Source organism: Sulfurospirillum tamanense, assembly GCF_016937535.1.
In the GTDB taxonomy this organism is placed as follows: domain Bacteria; phylum Campylobacterota; class Campylobacteria; order Campylobacterales; family Campylobacteraceae; genus Sulfurospirillum_B; species Sulfurospirillum_B tamanense.
Genome location: NZ_JAFHKK010000003.1, coordinates 98,606 through 118,247, shown reverse-complemented (window position 1 = coordinate 118,247; position 19,642 = coordinate 98,606). Strand labels below are relative to the sequence as shown.

At 43.3% G+C, this 19,642-nt stretch carries 23 protein-coding genes; 9 read left to right on the top strand and 14 right to left on the bottom strand.

What is annotated here, in order from left to right:
• Window positions 1-51: 51 nt before the first annotated feature.
• The gene (gene dnaJ / locus JWV37_RS02615) at window positions 52-1,182 is read right to left on the bottom strand and encodes a molecular chaperone DnaJ (RefSeq protein WP_205458095.1); all 1,131 of its coding nucleotides are present in this window, start codon (window positions 1,180-1,182) and stop codon (window positions 52-54) included.
• A gap of 156 nt (window positions 1,183-1,338) precedes the next feature.
• Here dnaJ and JWV37_RS02610 point away from each other — a divergent pair, with 156 nt between their 5' ends.
• From JWV37_RS02610 to recR, 4 genes are read left to right on the top strand one after another with little or no spacing between them, the layout of a single operon-like run.
• Window positions 1,339-1,806, top strand: coding sequence for a Spy/CpxP family protein refolding chaperone (locus JWV37_RS02610; RefSeq protein WP_205458094.1), 468 nt, complete (start codon window positions 1,339-1,341; stop codon window positions 1,804-1,806).
• A 35-nt stretch (window positions 1,807-1,841) separates the two neighbouring features.
• A complete protein-coding gene (locus tag JWV37_RS02605; protein ID WP_205458093.1) occupies window positions 1,842-2,513 on the top strand; it encodes a response regulator transcription factor in 672 nt (223 codons plus the stop codon).
• Window positions 2,510-3,757 (top strand): ArsS family sensor histidine kinase, encoded by a 1,248-nt coding sequence (locus JWV37_RS02600; RefSeq protein ID WP_205458092.1) that lies wholly within the window; start codon window positions 2,510-2,512, stop codon window positions 3,755-3,757. Before JWV37_RS02605 ends, JWV37_RS02600 begins: the two co-directional genes overlap by 4 nt.
• Before the next feature lie 24 nt (window positions 3,758-3,781).
• Window positions 3,782-4,354: a recombination mediator RecR gene (gene recR, locus JWV37_RS02595; protein WP_205458091.1), complete on the top strand. Its 573-nt coding sequence runs from the start codon at window positions 3,782-3,784 to the stop codon at window positions 4,352-4,354.
• Here the strand turns inward: recR and JWV37_RS02590 are convergent.
• From JWV37_RS02590 to gatC, 11 genes are all read right to left on the bottom strand, one after another.
• Window positions 4,338-5,132: a shikimate dehydrogenase gene (locus JWV37_RS02590; RefSeq protein WP_205458090.1), complete on the bottom strand. Its 795-nt coding sequence runs from the start codon at window positions 5,130-5,132 to the stop codon at window positions 4,338-4,340. The two genes, recR and JWV37_RS02590, sit on opposite strands and share 17 nt — an antisense overlap.
• Window positions 5,129-6,541, bottom strand: coding sequence for an anthranilate synthase component I family protein (locus tag JWV37_RS02585; protein ID WP_205458089.1), 1,413 nt, complete (start codon window positions 6,539-6,541; stop codon window positions 5,129-5,131). The genes JWV37_RS02590 and JWV37_RS02585 overlap by 4 nt, the downstream gene beginning before the upstream one ends.
• Window positions 6,541-7,266 carry an SPOR domain-containing protein gene (locus JWV37_RS12895; RefSeq protein ID WP_205458088.1) on the bottom strand — a complete coding sequence of 242 codons (726 nt, stop codon included), beginning with the start codon at window positions 7,264-7,266 and terminating at the stop codon, window positions 6,541-6,543. Before JWV37_RS12895 ends, JWV37_RS02585 begins: the two co-directional genes overlap by 1 nt.
• An 18-nt stretch (window positions 7,267-7,284) precedes the next feature.
• Window positions 7,285-7,827 carry a DUF1882 domain-containing protein gene (locus JWV37_RS02575; RefSeq protein ID WP_205458087.1) on the bottom strand — a complete coding sequence of 181 codons (543 nt, stop codon included), beginning with the start codon at window positions 7,825-7,827 and terminating at the stop codon, window positions 7,285-7,287.
• A gap of 7 nt (window positions 7,828-7,834) precedes the next feature.
• The gene (locus JWV37_RS02570) at window positions 7,835-9,082 is read right to left on the bottom strand and encodes a serine hydroxymethyltransferase (RefSeq protein ID WP_205458086.1); all 1,248 of its coding nucleotides are present in this window, start codon (window positions 9,080-9,082) and stop codon (window positions 7,835-7,837) included.
• Window positions 9,082-10,599 carry a lysine--tRNA ligase gene (gene lysS / locus JWV37_RS02565; protein WP_205458085.1) on the bottom strand — a complete coding sequence of 506 codons (1,518 nt, stop codon included), beginning with the start codon at window positions 10,597-10,599 and terminating at the stop codon, window positions 9,082-9,084. Before lysS ends, JWV37_RS02570 begins: the two co-directional genes overlap by 1 nt.
• 27 nt (window positions 10,600-10,626) lie before the next feature.
• A complete protein-coding gene (locus JWV37_RS02560) occupies window positions 10,627-11,079 on the bottom strand; it encodes a Fur family transcriptional regulator (RefSeq protein ID WP_205458084.1) in 453 nt (150 codons plus the stop codon).
• Window positions 11,076-11,636 carry a CvpA family protein gene (locus tag JWV37_RS02555; protein ID WP_205458083.1) on the bottom strand — a complete coding sequence of 187 codons (561 nt, stop codon included), beginning with the start codon at window positions 11,634-11,636 and terminating at the stop codon, window positions 11,076-11,078. The genes JWV37_RS02560 and JWV37_RS02555 overlap by 4 nt, the downstream gene beginning before the upstream one ends.
• Window positions 11,637-11,639: 3 nt before the next feature.
• Window positions 11,640-12,584: a GGDEF domain-containing protein gene (locus tag JWV37_RS02550; protein WP_205458082.1), complete on the bottom strand. Its 945-nt coding sequence runs from the start codon at window positions 12,582-12,584 to the stop codon at window positions 11,640-11,642.
• Between the two features lie 81 nt (window positions 12,585-12,665).
• Window positions 12,666-13,727: a type IV pilus twitching motility protein PilT gene (locus tag JWV37_RS02545; protein WP_205458081.1), complete on the bottom strand. Its 1,062-nt coding sequence runs from the start codon at window positions 13,725-13,727 to the stop codon at window positions 12,666-12,668.
• 35 nt (window positions 13,728-13,762) lie between these two features.
• Window positions 13,763-14,053 (bottom strand): Asp-tRNA(Asn)/Glu-tRNA(Gln) amidotransferase subunit GatC, encoded by a 291-nt coding sequence (gene gatC, locus JWV37_RS02540; RefSeq protein ID WP_205458080.1) that lies wholly within the window; start codon window positions 14,051-14,053, stop codon window positions 13,763-13,765.
• A 158-nt stretch (window positions 14,054-14,211) separates the two neighbouring features.
• On the opposite strand from gatC, the gene JWV37_RS02535 reads away from it, so the two are divergent.
• Genes JWV37_RS02535 through hisG form a run of 5 tightly spaced genes read left to right on the top strand, consistent with a single transcriptional unit; the run spans window position 14,212 to window position 17,367 of the window.
• A complete protein-coding gene (locus JWV37_RS02535; protein WP_205458079.1) occupies window positions 14,212-14,772 on the top strand; it encodes a tetratricopeptide repeat protein in 561 nt (186 codons plus the stop codon).
• Between the two features lie 3 nt (window positions 14,773-14,775).
• A complete protein-coding gene (locus JWV37_RS02530; protein ID WP_205458078.1) occupies window positions 14,776-15,777 on the top strand; it encodes an outer membrane protein assembly factor BamB family protein in 1,002 nt (333 codons plus the stop codon).
• Window positions 15,778-15,790: 13 nt separating this feature from the next.
• Window positions 15,791-16,123 (top strand): hypothetical protein, encoded by a 333-nt coding sequence (locus JWV37_RS02525; protein ID WP_205458077.1) that lies wholly within the window; start codon window positions 15,791-15,793, stop codon window positions 16,121-16,123.
• Window positions 16,110-16,742, top strand: coding sequence for a type III pantothenate kinase (locus JWV37_RS02520; RefSeq protein ID WP_205458147.1), 633 nt, complete (start codon window positions 16,110-16,112; stop codon window positions 16,740-16,742). Before JWV37_RS02525 ends, JWV37_RS02520 begins: the two co-directional genes overlap by 14 nt.
• A gap of 4 nt (window positions 16,743-16,746) precedes the next feature.
• Window positions 16,747-17,367, top strand: a complete 621-nt coding sequence (hisG, locus tag JWV37_RS02515) for an ATP phosphoribosyltransferase (protein ID WP_205458076.1) — start codon at window positions 16,747-16,749, stop codon at window positions 17,365-17,367.
• A 16-nt stretch (window positions 17,368-17,383) separates the two neighbouring features.
• Here the strand turns inward: hisG and uvrC are convergent, their stop codons facing one another.
• Together uvrC and JWV37_RS02505 are read right to left on the bottom strand one after the other, a co-directional pair.
• The gene (gene uvrC / locus JWV37_RS02510; protein ID WP_205458075.1) at window positions 17,384-19,183 is read right to left on the bottom strand and encodes an excinuclease ABC subunit UvrC; all 1,800 of its coding nucleotides are present in this window, start codon (window positions 19,181-19,183) and stop codon (window positions 17,384-17,386) included.
• Window positions 19,165-19,614 (bottom strand): hypothetical protein, encoded by a 450-nt coding sequence (locus JWV37_RS02505; RefSeq protein ID WP_205458074.1) that lies wholly within the window; start codon window positions 19,612-19,614, stop codon window positions 19,165-19,167. Before JWV37_RS02505 ends, uvrC begins: the two co-directional genes overlap by 19 nt.
• Window positions 19,615-19,642: the final 28 nt, after the last annotated feature.

Genomic DNA, 19,642 nt, shown 5'->3' with positions numbered 1-19,642 from the left:
ATTGTGATACTTGGGGGCTCTTTTAATATGCCCCCAAAAAAAGAAAGTGGGTTAACTAAACCAATTTTTAATTTTGTCAAAAACACCCTCAAAACTTTTTTCATGAGGTGTGCTTTCATAGCCAAAAGAGGCTTGGAGTTCCTGTAAGAGTTCGGTCTGTTTTTCGGTGAGTTTTTTGGGGTAGCGTAGACTGATTTGAGCTACCAAGTTACCCTTGCGTCTTGTGTGGACGTTTTGAACCCCTTCTCCTTCAAACAAAAACTGCTGTTTGTCTTTGGCGCCAGCAGGGAGTTTTAACTCTTTTTCTCCACGAAGGGTTGGGATGGTTAGGGTTTCGCCCAAAACAGCTTGGGTAAAAAAGACAGGAACTTCAATATAAATATCATCGTTATGCCTAACAAAGTGGTCGTCTTCTTTGACTTGAATGTGCACATACAAATCGCCCTTTCGTCCCTCTTCATCGACGTTGCCTTTTTGGGCTGCGCGAATGCGATTTCCCGAATCAATGCCCTCGGGAATATCTACAGTAATGGTCGCTTCTTTTTCGCTAAAGCCCTTGCCATGGCACACTTGGCAAGGATTAGTGACAGTTTCGCCCGTGCCTTGGCACGCACCACATGTTTGGGAGTAAGTCATAAACCCTTGGCGGAAGAAAACTTGCCCCTTGCCCCCGCACTCTTTACATGTAGAGCGTTTTTTGTCTTTTGAGCCCGTGCCCTCACACGTGTTGCACGGTGCTTTGGTGCGGTAGGTGACCTCTTTAGTACAACCAAAAACTGCTTCGTTAAAATCAAGGGTAAGGGAGGTTTCAAGGTCTAGCGTGTACTTGCGGGGTTTTTGACGACGCCCTTGTGTTCCAAAGCCACTAAATCCGCCACCAAAGACCGATTCAAAAATCGACCCCAAATCGTCCATAATGTCTTCGTAATTTTGTTCAGAGTAGTTACTAAAGCCTTGACGCTCTAATCCTGCTTTGCCGTAACGGTCATAAACAGAGCGTTTTTGGGTATCGCTAAGGACTTGGTAGGCTTCGTTGATTTGTTTGAATTTTTCTTCAGCTTGTTTGTCCCCTTGATTTTGGTCGGGGTGAAACTTCATGGCAAGCTTTCGGTAAGCCTTTTTAATGGTAGCACCATCAGCATCGCGACTGATTTCTAGTATTTCATAATAATCTAATTCCAAGGTAGAATCCTATAAGTGTAGTCTTTTTGAAGAGCGCTATTTTACCTTAAAATATGTTTTAATACAACCTTGTTGCAATGCATTAACAAAAGATTAAAGCCCTGTTTAGCCCCTTGCTTTATACTTCACTCATCAAAACATTCCAAGGAGGAAACAATGAAATTAGGTAAAACAGTAGCCATGGTAGTGCTTGCAGGTTCGCTCGCGGCAACAGGAGCATGGGCAAAAGGCGGCATGATGCAGCGCGATTGCGGTATGGCTAACGGTCAAAACAAAGAAATGCGCAATCATCAAGGAAAAATGGGTCAAAAAGGCGGCGGCATGATGATGCTTCAAGGCATTGACTTGACACCCGAACAAGTGCATGAAGTGAAGCTGGTGCAGGCGCAAATGCGGGTTGAGATGCTTTCATCTGTCAAGCCAGGCGAAAAGGCAGAGGGAATGAAAAAAGCGTTCAATGGTGCCAAGTTTGACACTAAAGCTTTTGTAGAAGCAAATATGAAAAATGTACAAACAAGGGCAGAACTTAAGGCAAAACACATTGAAAAACTATATAATATCCTCACGCCAGAACAGCGTGAAAAGTTTGTTCAAAACATGCAAAATAGGGGCCCCCGAAGCTAGTTTCAAGGGGCATTAGCCCCTTGAAAAGGACACAGATGATTAACGTGCTCATGATAGAAGATGACCCAGAATTTGCGCAAATTTTAGCCGAGTATTTAGCCGAGTACAATATCAAAATCACCAATTATGAAGACCCTTATTTGGGTCTAAGTGCAGGGGTGAAAAAATATGACCTCCTGATTTTAGATTTAACGCTTCCAGGGATGGATGGCCTAGATGTATGCCGTGAAATTCGCGAAAAATACGACATTCCCATTATCATCTCCTCAGCCAGAAGTGATGTGAGCGATAAGGTTATTGGGCTTCAAATTGGCGCAGATGATTATCTGCCAAAACCCTACGACCCCAAAGAGATGTACGCCCGCATTACAAGTCTTATTCGTCGCTACAAAAAAAGTAATGAACCCCAAGCTCATGCCACACAAACACTCTTTCGTGTTGATGATATGCGTCATCAGATTTACTACAACGAAACGCCCCTTAGTCTGACACCTGCGGAGTATGAAATCCTCCATTACCTTATCAAGCAACACGGATTTTCGGTCTCAAGAGAGCAGTTGGTGTATAATTGCAAGTCCCTTAAAGACAAAGGCTCTAAAAGCTTGGATGTGATTATTGGCAGGTTGCGTGTTAAGATTGGAGAGAGCTCTAAAACACCCCAGCATATCCATTCGGTACGAGGCATCGGATACAAGCTTTTAGGATGAATCGCCACTCTTTAAGTAGTCGCATTAGTGCTATTTTTGGCATCTCTTTTGCGTTGGTGTGTTTGTTGTTTTTGCTGCTTGACAACATGCAAACCCAGCGGGCGCTAGAAGTGATGCAGCAGCGTCAGTTTCAGGCCGTGAATTATCTTTTTCAATTGCACCAAAACAACACCCCTCCTAAAGACATTGAAGCCTACTTTCGTCACTTTGGCCTTAAGCAGGTGAGCAATCGCAACCTCATGGCAGCAGTTCTTGAAAAAGGGGAAGTTACCTTTCATCGCACAACTTCACTGGGTTCTCTTTCTTCAATTGTTTACAACAAGCGGTACTATTTACTTCTGGACAATCCTGCGGTGCGTGTGGTTTTTGAAAATCAAAACATCAAACACACGGATGATTTTTTGTGGATAGCCTTGGCACTTGCTTTGGCGGTTTTGGTGTCTATATACGTCTCAGTGATGCGCAGTATTTATCCCTTGAAGCCTTTGAGCCAAAGCATTCGTCGGTTTGCAAGCGGGGACATGGACATTACATGTAAGAGTGATAAAAAAGATGAGATTGCCGAAGTGGCCAACGAGTTTGACCGCGCGGTAAAAAAAATACGAGACCTGATTCGCTCTCGCCAGCTTTTTTTGCGCACTATTATGCACGAGCTAAAAACGCCCATCGGAAAAGGGCGCATCGTTGCAGAAATGGTCAAGGGTGATGTACAAAAAAAGCGCTTGGTGGGTATTTTTGAGCGCTTGGATTTGTTGATTAATGAATTTTCAAAAATCGAACAACTGGTCTCTAAAAGCTACAGTGTAAACCTCCAAGAGTGCCCCTTGTCTTTGGTAGTGGAGCAAGGGTGTGATTTACTGATGCTCGATGAAGTCCAGATGCAAGAACGTTTACATGTAAACCTTTGCCATGACTTTCTCGTTAAGGCTGATTTTGAGCTTTTGGCTTTGGCTATTAAAAACCTCATAGACAACGCCTTAAAATACAGCAGCGACAAAAAGGTAGCCGTAACGACCACGGAAAAGGGATTGCGCATTAGCAATCATGGTCCTGCATTAAAACACTCTATTGAGCACTATTGCGAAGCCTTTGTGACGACTGCTGAACAGACCAAAAATGGCATGGGATTGGGTCTGTATATTGTCACCAATATTCTTGCATTGCATGGAATGAAAATGGCGTATACGTATGAAAACGGCACCCATTATTTTGATCTTTTGTTGGGCAAAAACAGTGGTATTTAATGGGTCTTTGGTTACACTTTTACTATGAAACACAGACTAGAAGCCTTTGATAATTTGGTTGAGGTGTTGGGCACATTGCCTACAGTGGGAAAAAAATCTGCATTGCGGTTTGCCTATCATTTGGTGCTCAAAGACACCTTTGGTGCGATGAAGTTGGCTAATGCAATTGAGACAGCTGTGCGTTCGTTGCGTCGCTGTGAAGCGTGCGGTGGGGTGAGTGAGCACGAGTTGTGTGATATTTGCTTGGATGAATACAGAAATTTACGTATGTTGTGTATTGTGGAGAGTGCAAAAGATATTTTTGTACTAGAGGAGAATGGCGCGTACGAGGGTGGCTATTTTGTTCTTGATTCTTTAGAGGAAGAGCCTCTTTCAAGACTGATGGCCCTTATTAGGGGGCGCGAGGTACAAGAGGTTATTTTTGCCCTAACACCAGGGCTTTCAAGTGATGGTATTATTTTGTATGTGGAAGAGCGATTAAAAGAGTTTCAGCTTTCGTTTACCAAAATAGCACAAGGTGTTCCTACGGGTGTTTCCTTGGAGAACGTAGACATGCTCTCTCTCTCAAAAGCACTTGAATCTAGGATGAAAGCCTAAGGGCCTCACGCATTGCATCGGCAATTTTTTCTTCTGCTAGGGTGTTATGATGGAAGAGGTTAAAGGCCAAAACCCCTTGCCACAAAAGCATCTCTTTTCCATCTTTACATGTAAGCCCATGCGCCTTGGCTAAAGCCAAAAAAGGTGTTGGTTTGTATATCACTTCAAATGCGTAAGTAGCTTTATTGAAAAGTGTTTTTAAAAGTGCTTCAGGGGTAGGAAATGCTTCATCGCTAAGACCTGCGGAAGTTGTATTTACAATCAAATCAAAAGAGGCTGGAGAGAAATTCTCGTGGGTAAAACAGGTAAACCCTTCTGCTATGAAGGCGTCGAGTTTGGGCGCGCTTCGGTTGAGAATTACAGGCGCAATACCTGTGCTTTTAAGAGCAAAAGCTAAGGCTTTGGCCGTACCTCCTGCGCCTAAAATGAGAGCAGTACGCACTATGCCAAAAGAGGCAATAGCACGCAAAAACCCTGGCGCGTCAGTATTGTAGCCAGTGATTGCACCTTTGGTGTAAATAAGGGTGTTGATAGCTTTGATGGAAGTGGCGATGCCAAGTACTGTATCGCAAGCCCTAAAAGCAGCTTCTTTGTGGGGAACAGTGACGTTAGCGCCATCAAGTTTTTGGTTTAAAAAAACCTCTCTTAAATGAGCCCCATCTTCTAAAGGCGTGCGAATATAAGCCCCGTCAATTCCAAGGCGTGTAAAGGCAAGGTTGTGCATCCGTGGCGAAAGCGAGTGGCTTACGGGGTTGCCAAAGAGTGAATAGAGGGTCATGATTGACGCAAATCTTCTAAAGAACTCATCATGGCTGCTAGCTTGTTGTGTACTTCGAGGTATTCAAGTTCGGGCTTGCTGTCTGCGACAATGCCAGCTCCTGCTTGAAAAACAATTTTTTCGTGGTCCACATAGGAAGTACGAATCATAATAGCACTGTCCATGTTGCCATCAAACCCAAAGTAGCCAACAGCGCCACTATAGAAGCTCCGCTTGAGCCCCTCAAAATCAGCAATTAACTCCATAGCACGAATTTTGGGGGTACCTGTCATGGTTCCTGCGGTAAAGGTAGCACAAAAAAGATCAAACATGTCATGGGATGCATCCAGTGTAGCTTTTACATCGCTTACAAGGTGCATCACGTGAGAGTAGCGCTCCACGCGCATCATTTCTGAAACCTTTACTGTTCCTACTTTAGCAACCCGACCCACGTCATTGCGTCCTAGGTCGATGAGCATGAGGTGCTCAGCCAACTCTTTTTCATCGGCGAGCAACTCCTCTTCCATCTGTTTGTCTTTTTCAAGGGTTGCACCGCGCTTGCGCGTGCCCGCAATAGGACGCAAAAGGACACTTCCATCCTTAAGTCCTATCATTACCTCGGGCGAACTTCCTGCAATGGCAAAGTGGTTGTAGTCCAATAAAAACATATAAGGAGAGGGGTTTTTGCTTCGCAAAATGCGGTAAAAGCTAAGGCGGTCTATGGCTGCGTATTGTGTAAAGCGGTTGGACATCAGAATTTGGAACACATCTCCGCTGCGAATCATTTCTTTGGATTGTGCCACCATTTCAAAAAACGTCTTTTTACTAAAGGCAAAAGTGCCTTTAGTGGAGTCAATGTCGCTGGTTTTAATGGGCAGATAATGGTGGGGTTTTTTGAGGTGAGCTACAATTTCGTCCAGTTTTTCCCCTAGCTCTTTTTCAAAAGTCACAAGGGTAAGGCGGTTTGTTTTGTGGGAAAATTCGCATACGAGTTTGGGGCGCATTAAGTCAATTTCTGGAATATCAAGAGGGTCGCAAAGTTTCTCCATATGTGGCGCAAGCTTGGGTTCAAATAGTTTGGCGGCATCGTAGCCAATGTATCCAATAAATCCGTCTGTAAAACCAATGCCTAAAGTACTGCCGTATTGCTTATAGCGGGACGTGTCAATAGTGGCATAGCGCTGTTTTAGGTAAAGAAGTGGGTTGGTTTGGATTTGATGCGTTATGCCTTTCTCGTCGGTGTGGGTGCTAACGCCATGATGGTGGATAATGCGTTCTTTGGCACCAAAAAAGAGAAAACTGGAATTCCCTGAAGCGTTATTAATGGCACTTTCAAATAGAAAACCAAGCTCCCCCCCTAGGAATTCTTGGAGCTTGTGGTAAATCGTGATGGGGGCGAGTTGGTCAAAAAGAAGTTGGCGGGAATACACTAGGGCACTCTAAAAATAAAGGCATTAGGGCTAAGGTCTTGTTTGACACTAACCAAGGCGGCACGTGCTGCTTCGTTGGTTGCATAGGGGCCCACAAGAACCTTGGTAAGTGTTTGCTCGCCAACGGTGGTGCGGTAAAGATGGTAGTTAAAAGACTTATCTTGAATGGATTTCAAGTAAGCTGCATCAGGATTTGTGCGTGTGACCGAAGCCACTTGAATGTAAATACCAGAGGTGGCAAGGTGATCACCTTTGGGTGCCACAGTTTCTGCCCGAGGTTGCACTAGAGGTGTGCTTGGTACTGGCGTTGGTTGCGCAACAGGTGCCACAGGTCTAGGTGGAGTTGGTGTGGCTACCTCTTGAGGCTCAGGTTCACTAAGAGGTACTTTTGGAGCTGCTTCAGGAGTGCGGTTTAGCTCTTTTTCTTTGAGTTTTTTCACCATATCTTCAAAGCTTTCTTTGGGCTCTTCGTTAATAATGGGGACTTGTTGAAAAAGTTTCTCTTCAGCGACACTTGGCGCAGTAGTGCTTTGTGGTTCAGGAGGCAAGATGAGTCGCGCTTCTTGCTCTGGGCTTGGCTTATTGAGGGCTCGCATAATGATTAGCACTACCAAAAAAAGCAATACCAACACAGCAGCAATTACTAAAATGCGCTTTAGTTTCATTCCTTTAGCACCATCGTCTTTATCAAGAACAATATCGCTGAGCTCGTTTTTATCTTCCATTTTTTCTCCTTAAAATCACTACATATGCTTCGACCATGAAGCGCCACGTTCTTTTTGGTACAGGGTGTAAGGAAGTGCCAAAATATTAAATTCTTTTGGCAAGTCTGAACTTGGAAACATCCGCCATTCTCTTGGAAGCCGTTGACCGAGTTTCATGGAGAGCATTTTAGCAATCTGCTCACCCTCTTGCAAGGTAGTGTGCCCTTTGTGAACATACAAATGCAAATGCCCGGGAGTTTTGCTTTCATAGGCAGTAAAATTAATAAACCCCTCTTCTCTAAGCAACAACTGTGCCCGATGCCAAAAGCGCTCAGTGTTGCGCCCATTGTAATCAAAAACAATATTTTCTACTTTATCAAACCGATTAATTAGCGAATGGGCGACCGTGATTTCACGGTCTTCATGTTGCTTGATAATAGCACGCGTTAAAGGCTCATTAATGCGTTCAAATTTATCAAAAAAAGTACGCTCTTTGTAGGCAATTTTTTGAACAATCGTATCTCGTTTAATCCAATAGTGGTCAGTGATGATTTTGATTAAAGAAGTATCAATGGGGAGCATACTTGTCCTAGTAAGTAGATTGAGCGTAAATAATGAAATTGCTAGCCAATGCTTTTACTTGCTCTTTAATCTTGCCATGCAAAGTTTCATCTTCGATATTATCAAGAACATCGGCAATCAGTCCAGCGATAACAACAAACTCGGCTTCTTTCATACCGCGTGCTGTAAGCGCAGGAGAACCAAGGCGAATGCCCGAGGTAACAAAAGGACTTCTTGTTTCTCCTGGGACGGTATTTTTGTTGGCTGTAATGCCAGCTCGGCCAAGGGCAAGATCAGCGTCTTTTCCGCTAAAAGGTTTATTGAGGAAACTCATGAGGACCAAGTGGTTATCAGTGCCGCCACTCACAATATCGTAACCTCGTGCAAGGAGTTCTTTGCCTAAAACTGCCGCGTTGGCTTTGACTTGTTTGGCATAAGTTTTCCACTCGGGCTTAAGGTTTTCGCCAAAACCTACGGCTTTGCCCGCTATCACATGCATCAAGGGGCCACCTTGGATGCCTGGGAAAATGGCGGAATTCACTTTTTTGGCAATTTCTTCATTGTTTGTTAGAATTAAGCCACCACGCGGTCCACGCAATGTTTTGTGGGTTGTGGTGGAGACTACATCACAATAAGGGAAGGGGCTAGGGTGCTCACCTGCGGCAACAAGGCCAGCAATGTGGGCAATGTCAGCGAATAAAATTGCACCCACTTCATCGGCAATTTCCCTAAAAGCCTTAAAATCGATTTCTCTTGGGTATGCCGAAGCACCACAAATAATCATTTTTGGTTTGACAATGTTGGCAATATCTCGCACACGGTCGTAGTTAATGCGTCCGTCTAGTTCAACGCCGTAAAAAAAACTCTCATAAATTTTGCCAGAACTGTTTACTTTGGCGCCGTGGGTGAGGTGACCTCCGTGGCTAAGATCCATTCCAAGGATTTTGTCATAAGGCTTTAAAAGCGCATTAAAAACCCCTTGATTGGCTTGTGAGCCAGAGTTTGGTTGAACATTAGCATAAGTACATCCAAAAAGTTTGCAGGCACGATCAATGGCTAATTGCTCTACCTCGTCGGCGTACTCGCATCCGCCATAGTAACGTTTTCCGGGGTAGCCTTCGGCGTATTTGTTGGTAAAAACACTGCCCATGGCTTGCATAACAGCAGGGTAAGTGAAGTTTTCGCTCGCAATCATTTCAAGATGATCGCACTGGCGTACTAATTCTTTTTCGATAAGGTTATAAATAACAGGGTCAAGGGATTCTAAGGGGCTCATTAAACGGTTCCTTCTTCTTGTGATTGAATTTCTTTTCGTAAGGGCTTCATGGCAGGAAATAAGATGACATCACGAATAGAGTGACGGTTGGCAAGTAGCATAACAAGGCGATCAATACCCAAGCCTTGGCCCGCAGTAGGTGGTAAGCCGTATCCTAGGGCCCTAACGTAATCCTCATCCATCTCATGCGCTTCGTCATCTCCTGCATCTTTAGCCTCAAGCTGACCACTAAAACGCTCATATTGATCAATGGGGTCATTGAGCTCGTTAAAGCCATTGGCAATTTCGCGCCCTGCAATAAACAACTCAAAGCGTTCTGCAATGGTTGGGTCATCATCGCTTTTGCGCGAGAGCGGACTAATAGCTAAGGGAAAGTGCGTTACAAATGTAGGGTTGATAAGTTTTGCTTCTACATAAGCATCAAATAATTCCGCGTGCAAATGTCCCAAAGAGAGTTTAGGGTTAGCTTCAAAGCCATCTGCTGAGAGCTTTTTCAAAATGGCTACTTTATCCTTTAAAATAGCTGGGTCAATACCGCCAATGGTGACAAGTGCTTCTTGGTAAGGAATGCGCGTAAAAGAGTTTGAAAAATCAATGATTTCTTCGCCAAAAGGAAGGTGTTTTGGAAGATTGAGAGCATCAAGCAGAGTGTTAAAAAGTGTTTCAGTAAGGTCCATCAAATCTTCATAAGTGTGATACGCCCAATAAAATTCCAGCATAGTAAATTCTGGATTGTGTGTATGATCCATGCCTTCGTTGCGAAAATTACGATTAATTTCAAAAACCGCTTCAAACCCACCAACCACTAAGCGTTTGAGGTAAAGTTCTGGAGCAATGCGCAAGTAACGTTCGATGCCAAGAGCGTTGTGGTGTGTCACAAAAGGCTTAGCGTTAGCGCCTCCTGCAATGGGGTGCATCATAGGGGTTTCGACCTCTAAAAAACCATAGGATTCAAAAAAGTGCCGAATGATGCTAACAACCTTTGATCGTAGCTTAAAGTCGTCCTTTACTTGCCCATTCATAATCATATCAAGGTAGCGCTGGCGGTAGCGCAACTCTTTGTCTTGAAGGCCATGAAATTTTTCAGGAAGGGGGACAATCGCCTTGGTTGCGAGTTCAAGATGGGTTACATGTAAAGAAAGTTCACCTGTTTTGGTAACAAAAGGAAAGCCTGAGGCGACGATAATATCGCCTACTTCAATAAGTTTTTTCACATGACCAAACCATGTTTCTCCTAGCACATCTTTACTGAAGTATATTTGCAAAATTCCCGACTCGTCCTCGATTTTAGCAAAGGCAGCCTTTCCCATATGACGCAAAAATTTAATCCTGCCAGCGATGGTGCTTGTGGCGCTTTGGTCAGACTGAGGGTCTCTTTCGCAGACATAAGCGTAGTGCGTCTTAAAGGTCTCTGTTGTTGTGTCTTTGGTAAGGGCGTGAGGGTAGGGATTCTTTCCTAACTCACGAAAGGCATTTGCTTTTTCAATACGTTGTTGTTCAAGTTGATTGTCAAACATTAAAATTTACTTTCCTTCGTTTGTAGATTATTTTTTACACGTTTTACAAACCCCATACAGCTGCATGAGGTGGTTGGTGAGTTTAAACCCATGCTCTTTTGCGATGGCTTCTTGGCGTTTTTCAATGAGTGCATCTTCAAACTCAGTGATAGCCCCACAGCTTCGGCAAATCATGTGGTCATGGTGTGGTTTTGTAGCCAATTCAAAGCGTTTTCCTTGGGATCCAAAAGTAATGGAGGTGACCATTTCGGCTTCTTCAAGAAGGTTGAGAGTCCGGTAAACTGTTGCAATGCCAACATTTAAAGAACCGTATTTGTCTTTGATGAGCAGATACAAGTGTTCTGGCGTAAAATGTTCATGGTGGTTATAGAGTGTTTTAAGAACGACCTCGCGTTGCTTGGTGAATTTCAGATTATTGATTTTAAGCACTTCCTTAAAGCGATCCAATAGTGTGTCATATTCCATATTTTCTATGGTCATCCCTCGTCCTTTGTGTCATTAGGTGCGTCGGGAGCCAAGGTCTCAGATGGGCTTTCTTTAATAAAGTCATCTGGCCGAAGCTCAACAATTTTTTGGCCCACTTCCATGAAAATGGGGTACATAAAACTTTGGGTCATGTGCGCATCAATTTTCTTTTGAACAAAATCAATATTAGAAATTGCAGCAATAAAAATAGAAAAGACTAAAAATATTTTAGCACTTCCAACAAAAAAACCAGCAATTTTATCAATTCCAGAAAGAGCGCTCAGAGAGAGCAGCTTAGCTACAATCTTTCCGACAATTAAACACAATATCCAAAAACAAAGCAAGAGTGCAATAAAGCCAACTAAAAAAAGAGATGCTTTGTTATCAAAAGCATAAACGGACGCGTCAATAAAGGCGCCTGCTTCTTGTGCGTAGCGCGAAGCAATAAAAATACCGCCAACAACTCCTAAAAGCCCAAACGTCTCTTTTACAAATCCGTTCAGGATGCCTTTGAAGCCCAAAAGCAAAATAAGAGAGATGGTGATGATGTCAAACCAAACAATGTGTTCCATAATTTACTCTTCTCTAAAACAATTTTTGCCATCAGATTTGGCACGGTTTAAGCTTTTTTCTGCGCGGTCAATGAGGCTTTGAGCAGTGTCGCCACAACGGTGAGCTGCAATGCCTCCGCTAAGTGTTAAGCGAATATTATTGCCTTTGTAAAAAAGCTTACTTTCGCTAGTGTCGTGCAGCACTCGCTGTACTGTTTTTTGAGCATCTTCGCGTTCAATTCGGTTGAGAATAACCACAAACGATTGCCCTCCAAAACGATAGATGCGTGTTCCGCGTCGTAATGCTGTTTGCAAAAGTTTGGCAAGATAGATGAGCGTTTTGTCTCCCGCAATGTGTCCAAAATTCTCATTGATGGTTTTAAAATCATCCGCATCAAAAAGAATGAAATACAAATCCAAATCTTTTTCTTTACCAAAGCCAAGCATCTCTTCAAGATCAATAAAAAGCGCCTTTTTATTATAAGCTTTGGTGAGAGAATCGATATTGGACTCGCGCTCAAGAATCTCAATTTCTCGTCTAAGGCTAGTAATAATCTCCTCAGCGTTTTGCAACTCTTTTAATACTTGGTCTTGAAAGGTGCTAAAAAGTGAAAAAAGCCCCGTAGCTTGCGAAGGGTTGGTTTGGTTTTTTAACAAAGCAAGATCAACCGCATTTTCTTCGGAGATTTGTCGAATAGTGGTGTTTGACTCCTGAAACTTAAGAAGACTCTCTTTGGCAAGACTGACGCTGTTTTCGGCGATGGTTTCATGGGAAGTATTGGAGCTAAAAAGGTAGCTGTATTTTTTAGAAAGCTCCAACATTTCTTGATCTTTGGACGCATAAAGACCATCCATAAACGTTTCGTAGTAGTATTTTGGATAAGGGGGGACATTCAGCGATTTAAGCTTAGCAAACGTTTCATCTCCAAGTTCACAGATGGATTCGATAACAGAGCTGTTTTTAATCATAAAAATACCTTCAGTAATTTGAATTCAATTATAAGCTAAAAAAGCTGTAACGTGGGTAAATCGGCATTTTTATATCTTTGGTTAAATGCCAATGAGGTTCATCAGCTCTTGAGGCTGGGTGGAAAAACGCACGGCATCTTCTTTGGTAATAAGGTTTGCCTTAATGGCTTTTATCATAGATTGGGTTTGGGTTATCATGCCTGTTTTTTGTTGGTTCAGTTGTAGTTGGGAGTAAATTTGATGCAACTTGTTTTCGCGAATGAGGTTAGAAATGGCGGCATTATTGATAAGGACTTCGTGAATCGCAACGCGCCCGCCACCAATTTTTGGAAGCAAGCTTTGAGAAATGATTGCTGTGAGTGAAACAGAAAGCATGTTACGAATTTGCACTTGTTCTGCTCCTTCAAAACTGTCAACAATGCGGTTGAGGGTTTGAATAGCAGAAGTGGTGTGCAAGGTGCCAAGCACCAAGTGGCCTGTTTCGGCCGCAGTAACAGCTGTGCCGATGGTCTCTTGGTCACGCATTTCGCCGACAAGGATAATATCGGGGTCTTCGCGAAGGGAGTATTTAAGGCCGCGCGCGAAACTTTTAGTGTCATCTCCCACGTTGCGGTGTGAAAACAGCGAACGTTTGTTTTCGTGAACAAATTCCACAGGGTCTTCAATGGTGATGATGTGTTTGTTCTCAGTAAGGTTGATTTCGTTTAAAAGGGCGGCCAAAGTGGTTGATTTACCGCTTCCTGTGGGACCTGTAACAAGAATTAATCCCTTTTCACGCTTAATGAGTTGTTTAAAAATTTCTGGTGATTTTAGATCATCAAGGGAGGGGATTTCAAGGGGAATAATCCGAAAGGCAGCTGCTACTTCGCCATTCATAGTGTAGTAATAGTTGGCACGAAAGCGCCCAATCCCTGGAAACATAACAGCAAAGTCGAGCTCTTTGTTTTCTTCCAGTTCTTTTTTTTGTTTATCTGTTAGAAGTGAGTAGCACATCTCTTCAATTTCTTTACCATCGAGCTTTTCCATGTCTAAGCCGGCCAGCTTTCCATCGATGCGAATTTGCGGCTCACTACGGCTCACGAGGTGCAGGTCTGAGGCTTTGTAGGCAACAACATTCTTAAGTAATGCTTTAATGCTAATCATGAAAGTTCCTTTGAGTGGGCGTTACATGTAAAGAGTTATTCAATAATTTTAGGAACAACAAAGAATCCTTGGTTGCTTTTTGGCGCGTGGTGCAGGATGGTTGCTACAATCTCAGGCGTATTTGTTGGAATATCTTCACGGAAAGGAGTGCCGCCCTCAACAGTTGTAAATGTGGCTTCTTGGGATTCAAGGTCAAGTTCGTTGAGGTTTTCTACAAAGGTGACGATCTCGCTAAGTTGTCCAATAATGCCCTCACGCTTGGAGGGTTCGATTTCTAAGGAGGAGAGTTTTTCGAGTTTGGAAAGAAGTGTGTTATCAATATGCATAGTGCTAGTCCTTAAAACCTGTAGTGAAAAATAGAAAGTAAAACTCTTTATAATTAGAGCTAGAGGATTGTAGCAAAATGCGCTTTAAAAAAGAATTGTCTCACCTTTAGTGTGCTACAATACTTTCCCAAAAATAAAACGAATTTCAAAGGACGCGCGTGGCACTAAAAGAAAACCTCGATGCAATCAAACAAGGCTTGAGTACCGAAGAGCAATTTCTTGAAGGAATGATAAAAGGCGAACGTTTTTTTAAAAAATACAAATGGTTACTAGTCTGTGTTGTGGCAATCGCCATCGTTTTGGGCATGGGTTACGCCATAATGGATACCTTTAAAACTAAGCAACTTCTTACCTCTAATGAAGCCTACCGTGTCTTGCTTCAAAACCCAAACGACACTGCCGCGCTTGAGACGCTTAAGAAAACAAGTCCTGCGCTTTACCATACCTATGAAGCAAAATTGGCACTTAATAGCAATGATCAAGTCGCTCTTGAGGCTGTCCTTGCTTCAGATGTAGATGTGCTTTTGCGCGACCTGGTCTCTTATCAGCTTCATGAAACATCTGAGGGATTATTGTCGAATTTAGCGGCTTTACAGCGAGGATACTTTCTTTTAAAAGAGGGAAAGCCAGAAGCAGCTAAAGTAGAATTTTCAACGATTTCTATGAGTTCGCCACTGCAAAATGTTGTAAAAAATCTTGAACACTTCCAGGGAGAATAAAGCATGTTTCGCATAATTATTAGTACAGTACTTGTCGGATTGTTTTTTTTAGGATGCGAAACAAAGCGCCAAAACTTTGAACCTGAAAAAGTAGCAGGCTCGGTGCGCTACGACGGAACGCTTCCCGCGTCTATTTCGGACGTCTCGCGTTATGGTGCAACGCTTGCCAATGGACAAATTATCACCAAAGCAGGATTAGGAAAAGTACGCCTGCCTGAGGGGTATGGGCTACTTGGAGAGTTTGACGAAAGGTTCATTGCTGCAAGCGCATGCGGAAAGCTTTTGGTGTTAGATGCGACGGGTGCAACGGTTTTTGAGTACACTTTTGAGCACACGGTGGCCTCTGCTTCTGTGGATAATAATACACTCGCTGTTGTTGATGCTTCTAACCGTTTAAGCTTAATTGACATGGAGACAAGAACGGTTCGCTATAGCCACAAACAAGATAATGTGTATGCGCTAGATTCGCGCATTGCTGCACCTTATTTTTTGTCCTCGTTGGTGTTGTTTCCCACCTTAGACGGAAAGGTTGTTATTGTTGACCGCGAAAGTGCTACGCTGGTGCGCGATGTTGTGATTAGCAGTGAGCAATTTTTTAACAATGTTATCTTTTTGGATGTTGTTGCAGATAGAATGGTGGTAGCGACTTCTAAGCGTGTTATCTCCATTAACCCCAATGCAACAGTTTTTCTTGATGCTGATGTTAAGGATGTGATTGTGCTTGAAAATAGGGTTTTTGTTTTCACAAAAGATGGTCGTGTTATGCTTGCTGATGCGGATTTGAATGTTTTGAAGGAGCGCAAGTTTCCTTTTGCTGTTTTTTCAGGTGTGATGCACGGCGAGTTTGTGTATGTTGTGGAAAAAGGTGGCTATTTAATTGCTACTGATTTAGATCTGACTACGGTGAATGTGTATAAATTACCAGATGAAATTAATGCACCAACTTTTGTAACACACAAAACAGTGTTTGTGGATAACCGCTCTTTTACGCTAAATCACCAATAGTGCTTGGTTTGTGATGAACCACATTGTTAATGCATTGCTTTCAAAAGGTGTGGTGTGTCGCTCCTTGACCCCTGTTTCTTTAAGGGAACTTGATTCCAGAAAGCGGCTTGAGTGCTATGTAGGTGTTGGCTTGGATGCGCGCTATATATGTGTGTGGATGCGCGAAAGTAAGACAAAAATACTTAGTGCTGAAGCAGCGCAACTTGAAGCTCTGGTGGCACGATTAGAGGTGCTTAGAAACCACCGCGTGTTTGTAAAAATTCTTTTGACCAATGCGCCTGTTTGCTCAAAAACCCAAACGCTGATGCAAAAAAATGGATGGAGGATTTGGCGTGTACCTGTGTGATATTGGAAACTCTAATGTGCATTTTTTTAAAGAGGGAAGAATCTGGGCCATTTCGGTTTCAGAGTTTCAGCACTTTTCTCCTCAAGAGCCTCTTTATTTCATTAATGTTAATGCGTCAGTGAAGCCGTGGTTGGCAGGGAAAAAGCATTGTGTTGATCTGGAGCCTTATTTTGAATTTGATACCATTTACCAAGGTATGGGAATCGATAGGGTTGCAGCATGCTATACGGTAAAAGATGGTATTGTGATTGATGCGGGCAGCGCTATTACGGTAGATATTATGTCGGGAGGGTTGCATTTGGGGGGGTATATTTTACCTGGTCTTAGCGCTACGCAAGAGGCGTACGCTGCAATTTCTCCTAGACTGAATGTGCGCATTAATCCTAATATTGCCCTCGACGCACTTCCTCAAAAAACAGCCGATGCGGTCAGCTATGGTGCTATTAAACCAATTATTATGATGCTAAGCGATACATGTAAAGATAAAAATATCTATTTAACGGGAGGAGATGGCAAGTTTCTTTCCCGCTTTTTTAAACACTCTGTTTTTGATAAAGCGTTGATTTTTCGTGGAATGCAAAAAGCACTCTCTCAAAGTGGATTAGTAAAAGAAGGATGAAATTATGTTAACAGTAGCCCTGCCAAAAGGTCGTATTGCCGAAGAAACATTGGAAATTTTTGAAACAATCTTTAACACGCGATTTGTTTTTGAAGACAGAAAACTCATTCTGGATGCTTCTCCTTTTCGTTTCTTGCTCGTGCGCAATCAAGATGTGCCTGTGTATGTGCAACACCAAGCGGCAGATTTGGGTGTGGTGGGCCTTGATGTGCTCGAGGAAAAAGAGCTAGGATTGGTACATTTGTTGGATTTAAAAATTGGCAAATGTCGCGTGTGTGTGGGGATGCGCCAAGGGGAGCAGTTGGACTACTCTATGCCAGAGATTACCATTGCAACCAAAATGGAAAATATAGCCAAAAAGCATTTTTCCAACAAGGCTGTTGCGGCCAAAATCATCAAGCTTTACGGGTCTATTGAGCTAGCACCCCTAGTGGGAATGTGCGATGCGGTTGTTGATGTGGTGGAAACGGGCGCAACCATGAAGCAAAATGGCCTTGAAGTTGTGGAAACCATCATGCACTCTTCGGCGCATCTGATTGCAAATCAAAACAGTTTTATCGAAAAAAAGAGCGAAATTTTGGAGCTGTACTACCGCATAAATAGTGCTATTGGCACCAACGCATAAAGAAACACCACAGAATCTATTCTTCCTTTTGAGAAAGCGTGTGTGCAACGCGCTTTCCACTGACCAACACAAGTTCCTCATGACTTGCTTGCTCGATTGCCTCAAAGGTGCCAAAATAAAGAAGCAACTTTTTTATTGCACCTTCGCTTAAACCCAACTGCTTTAGCCGAGAGTGCTGTTTGTCTTGCGTGCGCTTTGTTTTGCGGTGAAAGGAGATAGCAAAGCGGTGTGCCTCGTCTCGTAAGCGTTGGAAGAATTGCAGTTTTTCATCCTGCGCACTAAGGGTAAAAGAGCCTTTGGCAGTGTGTAAAATATCTTTTGCGGCACCTTTTGCGCGATGGGCCTTGGCATCGATTTTTTCTTTTGAAATGGCAATAACATCTACCTTTACCCCTGCGCTTTCAAGGACAGTTTGAGCTAAATCCAGGAGGGTTTTTCCGCCATCAATGACCCATAAATCAGGCGCATTTTGAGTTTCAAAACGCAATGCACGTTCTGTTAAGAGTTCCCGCATTTGCCCGTATTCGTCTTTATGGTTTAGGTGATAATGACGGTAGGCGCTTTTGTCAAAACCATCATGCCGCCAACACACAATAGCCCCTACCGTTGCTTCTCCTCCCAAATGGGAATTATCAAAAATTTCAATATGCTCAGGAGTCCGAGAGAACTCAAAGTAGCGCGCTAAGGTCTCTTGGAGTGAAACAGTAGGTTTGCGCAAATGTTGCGCGCAAAGTTCTTTGGCATTGGTGAGAGCGAGGGTAATGAGGTGGTGTTTTTCCCCGCGCTTTGGGTGCTTGATGGAAATGGCACGCTGGTGGCGCTGCTGTAAAATGGCCTCTAGTGCTTTTGCTTCTTCAAGGGGGGAGGCGGTAAAGAGTGTTCCTATTGTCATAGGCGTTTGGGGCGGGTAGGCATCAAGCAGTAATTGTCGATACAAGGCTTCTGGGTCAAAATCACTCTGTGAGCGGGCGAAGCTATGGTTTGAAGAAACCACTTTTCCTTCTCGGACACACCAACGCAATCCGCAAGTAATACCGCCTTCGTTATAAAGAGCAAAAATATCAAAATCCTCCAGCTTGGCCAAATCTAAATGGGTAAAACGCTCCATGGAGACAATCCGTTGGCGCATGTCACGTAGTTTGGCTGCTTCTTCAAAATGCAATGCACTAGCGTAGGAGACCATTTTTTCTTGCAAAGCTTCTTGTAAAGCCCGAGGGCGGTGAATCAGTTTGGTTGCTTTGTCTACAATATCACGGTACGTTTCGGACGAAACAAGACCTTCACAAGGGGCTAAACAGCGTCCCATCTGAAAAAATAAACACGCTTTTTTGGCCCGTTCGCACCCCCTTTTTTGCACTAAAGGAAAAAGAAGGTATAGGGCGCCGAGCAACTCGTTTGCTCCTGAAGAAAACGGGCCAAAATAACGAATATGCTTCCCCTTAATCACTTTCCGCGTGATGTCAAAACGGGGATAAGGCTTACTTAAATCGATGTAGATATACGGATAGGTTTTGTCATCGCGCAATAAAATGTTGTATTTTGGTTTGAGTTGCTTGATAAGAGAATTTTCCAGAATAAATGCATCATGTTCGCTTTGAACGAGGATGTATTGTAGTGCGTCCGCTTCGTTAATCATTTTTAAGATACGTGGCGAAAGGGTGGGGTTTGGGGACAGGGTAGGTGAAAAGCGAAAATAACTTTTGACTCTATGTTTGAGAGATTTTGCCTTACCAACATAGAGTAAATGGCCTGCTTTGTCAAAAAATTGATACACCCCTGCTTGGTCAGGGAGGTGGGTTAGTTGGGTTGCGAGCATTGAATTGTTTTGCGGATGGATTCAAATAAACTATGCAGTTCCCCAGAAGCGGCGTGGTTGACAAATGCTCCCTTGGAGGCTTCGCTGTAAAAAGGCCCCGTGGGAGCAGAAGGCTTTACATGTAAAGGGGGTTTGTTGGTCACAAAAGTTTGAATGTGCTGGGCTTCAATGCAACGACAACTTGGGTCATGGGCAATCAACTCTTTTAATAGCCCTTTTATCAAAGTGGTTTTATAATGGAATTCCATTTTTAACCCAGGATGCTCCAAAACAAAGAAAAGTGTGTCGTTTTTGTTGTACATAAAACGCACCCCTTGCGCCATGCTTTTAGGCAACAACCCAAGGAGCTTTTGATAGCTTTCACTTTTTTTTAGGTGCATTAAAGAAGGATCGTTTTTCAAATGACTAAGAATCGCGCGTACATGTTTCATAAACTAATTATACCATCTCTTTTGGTGC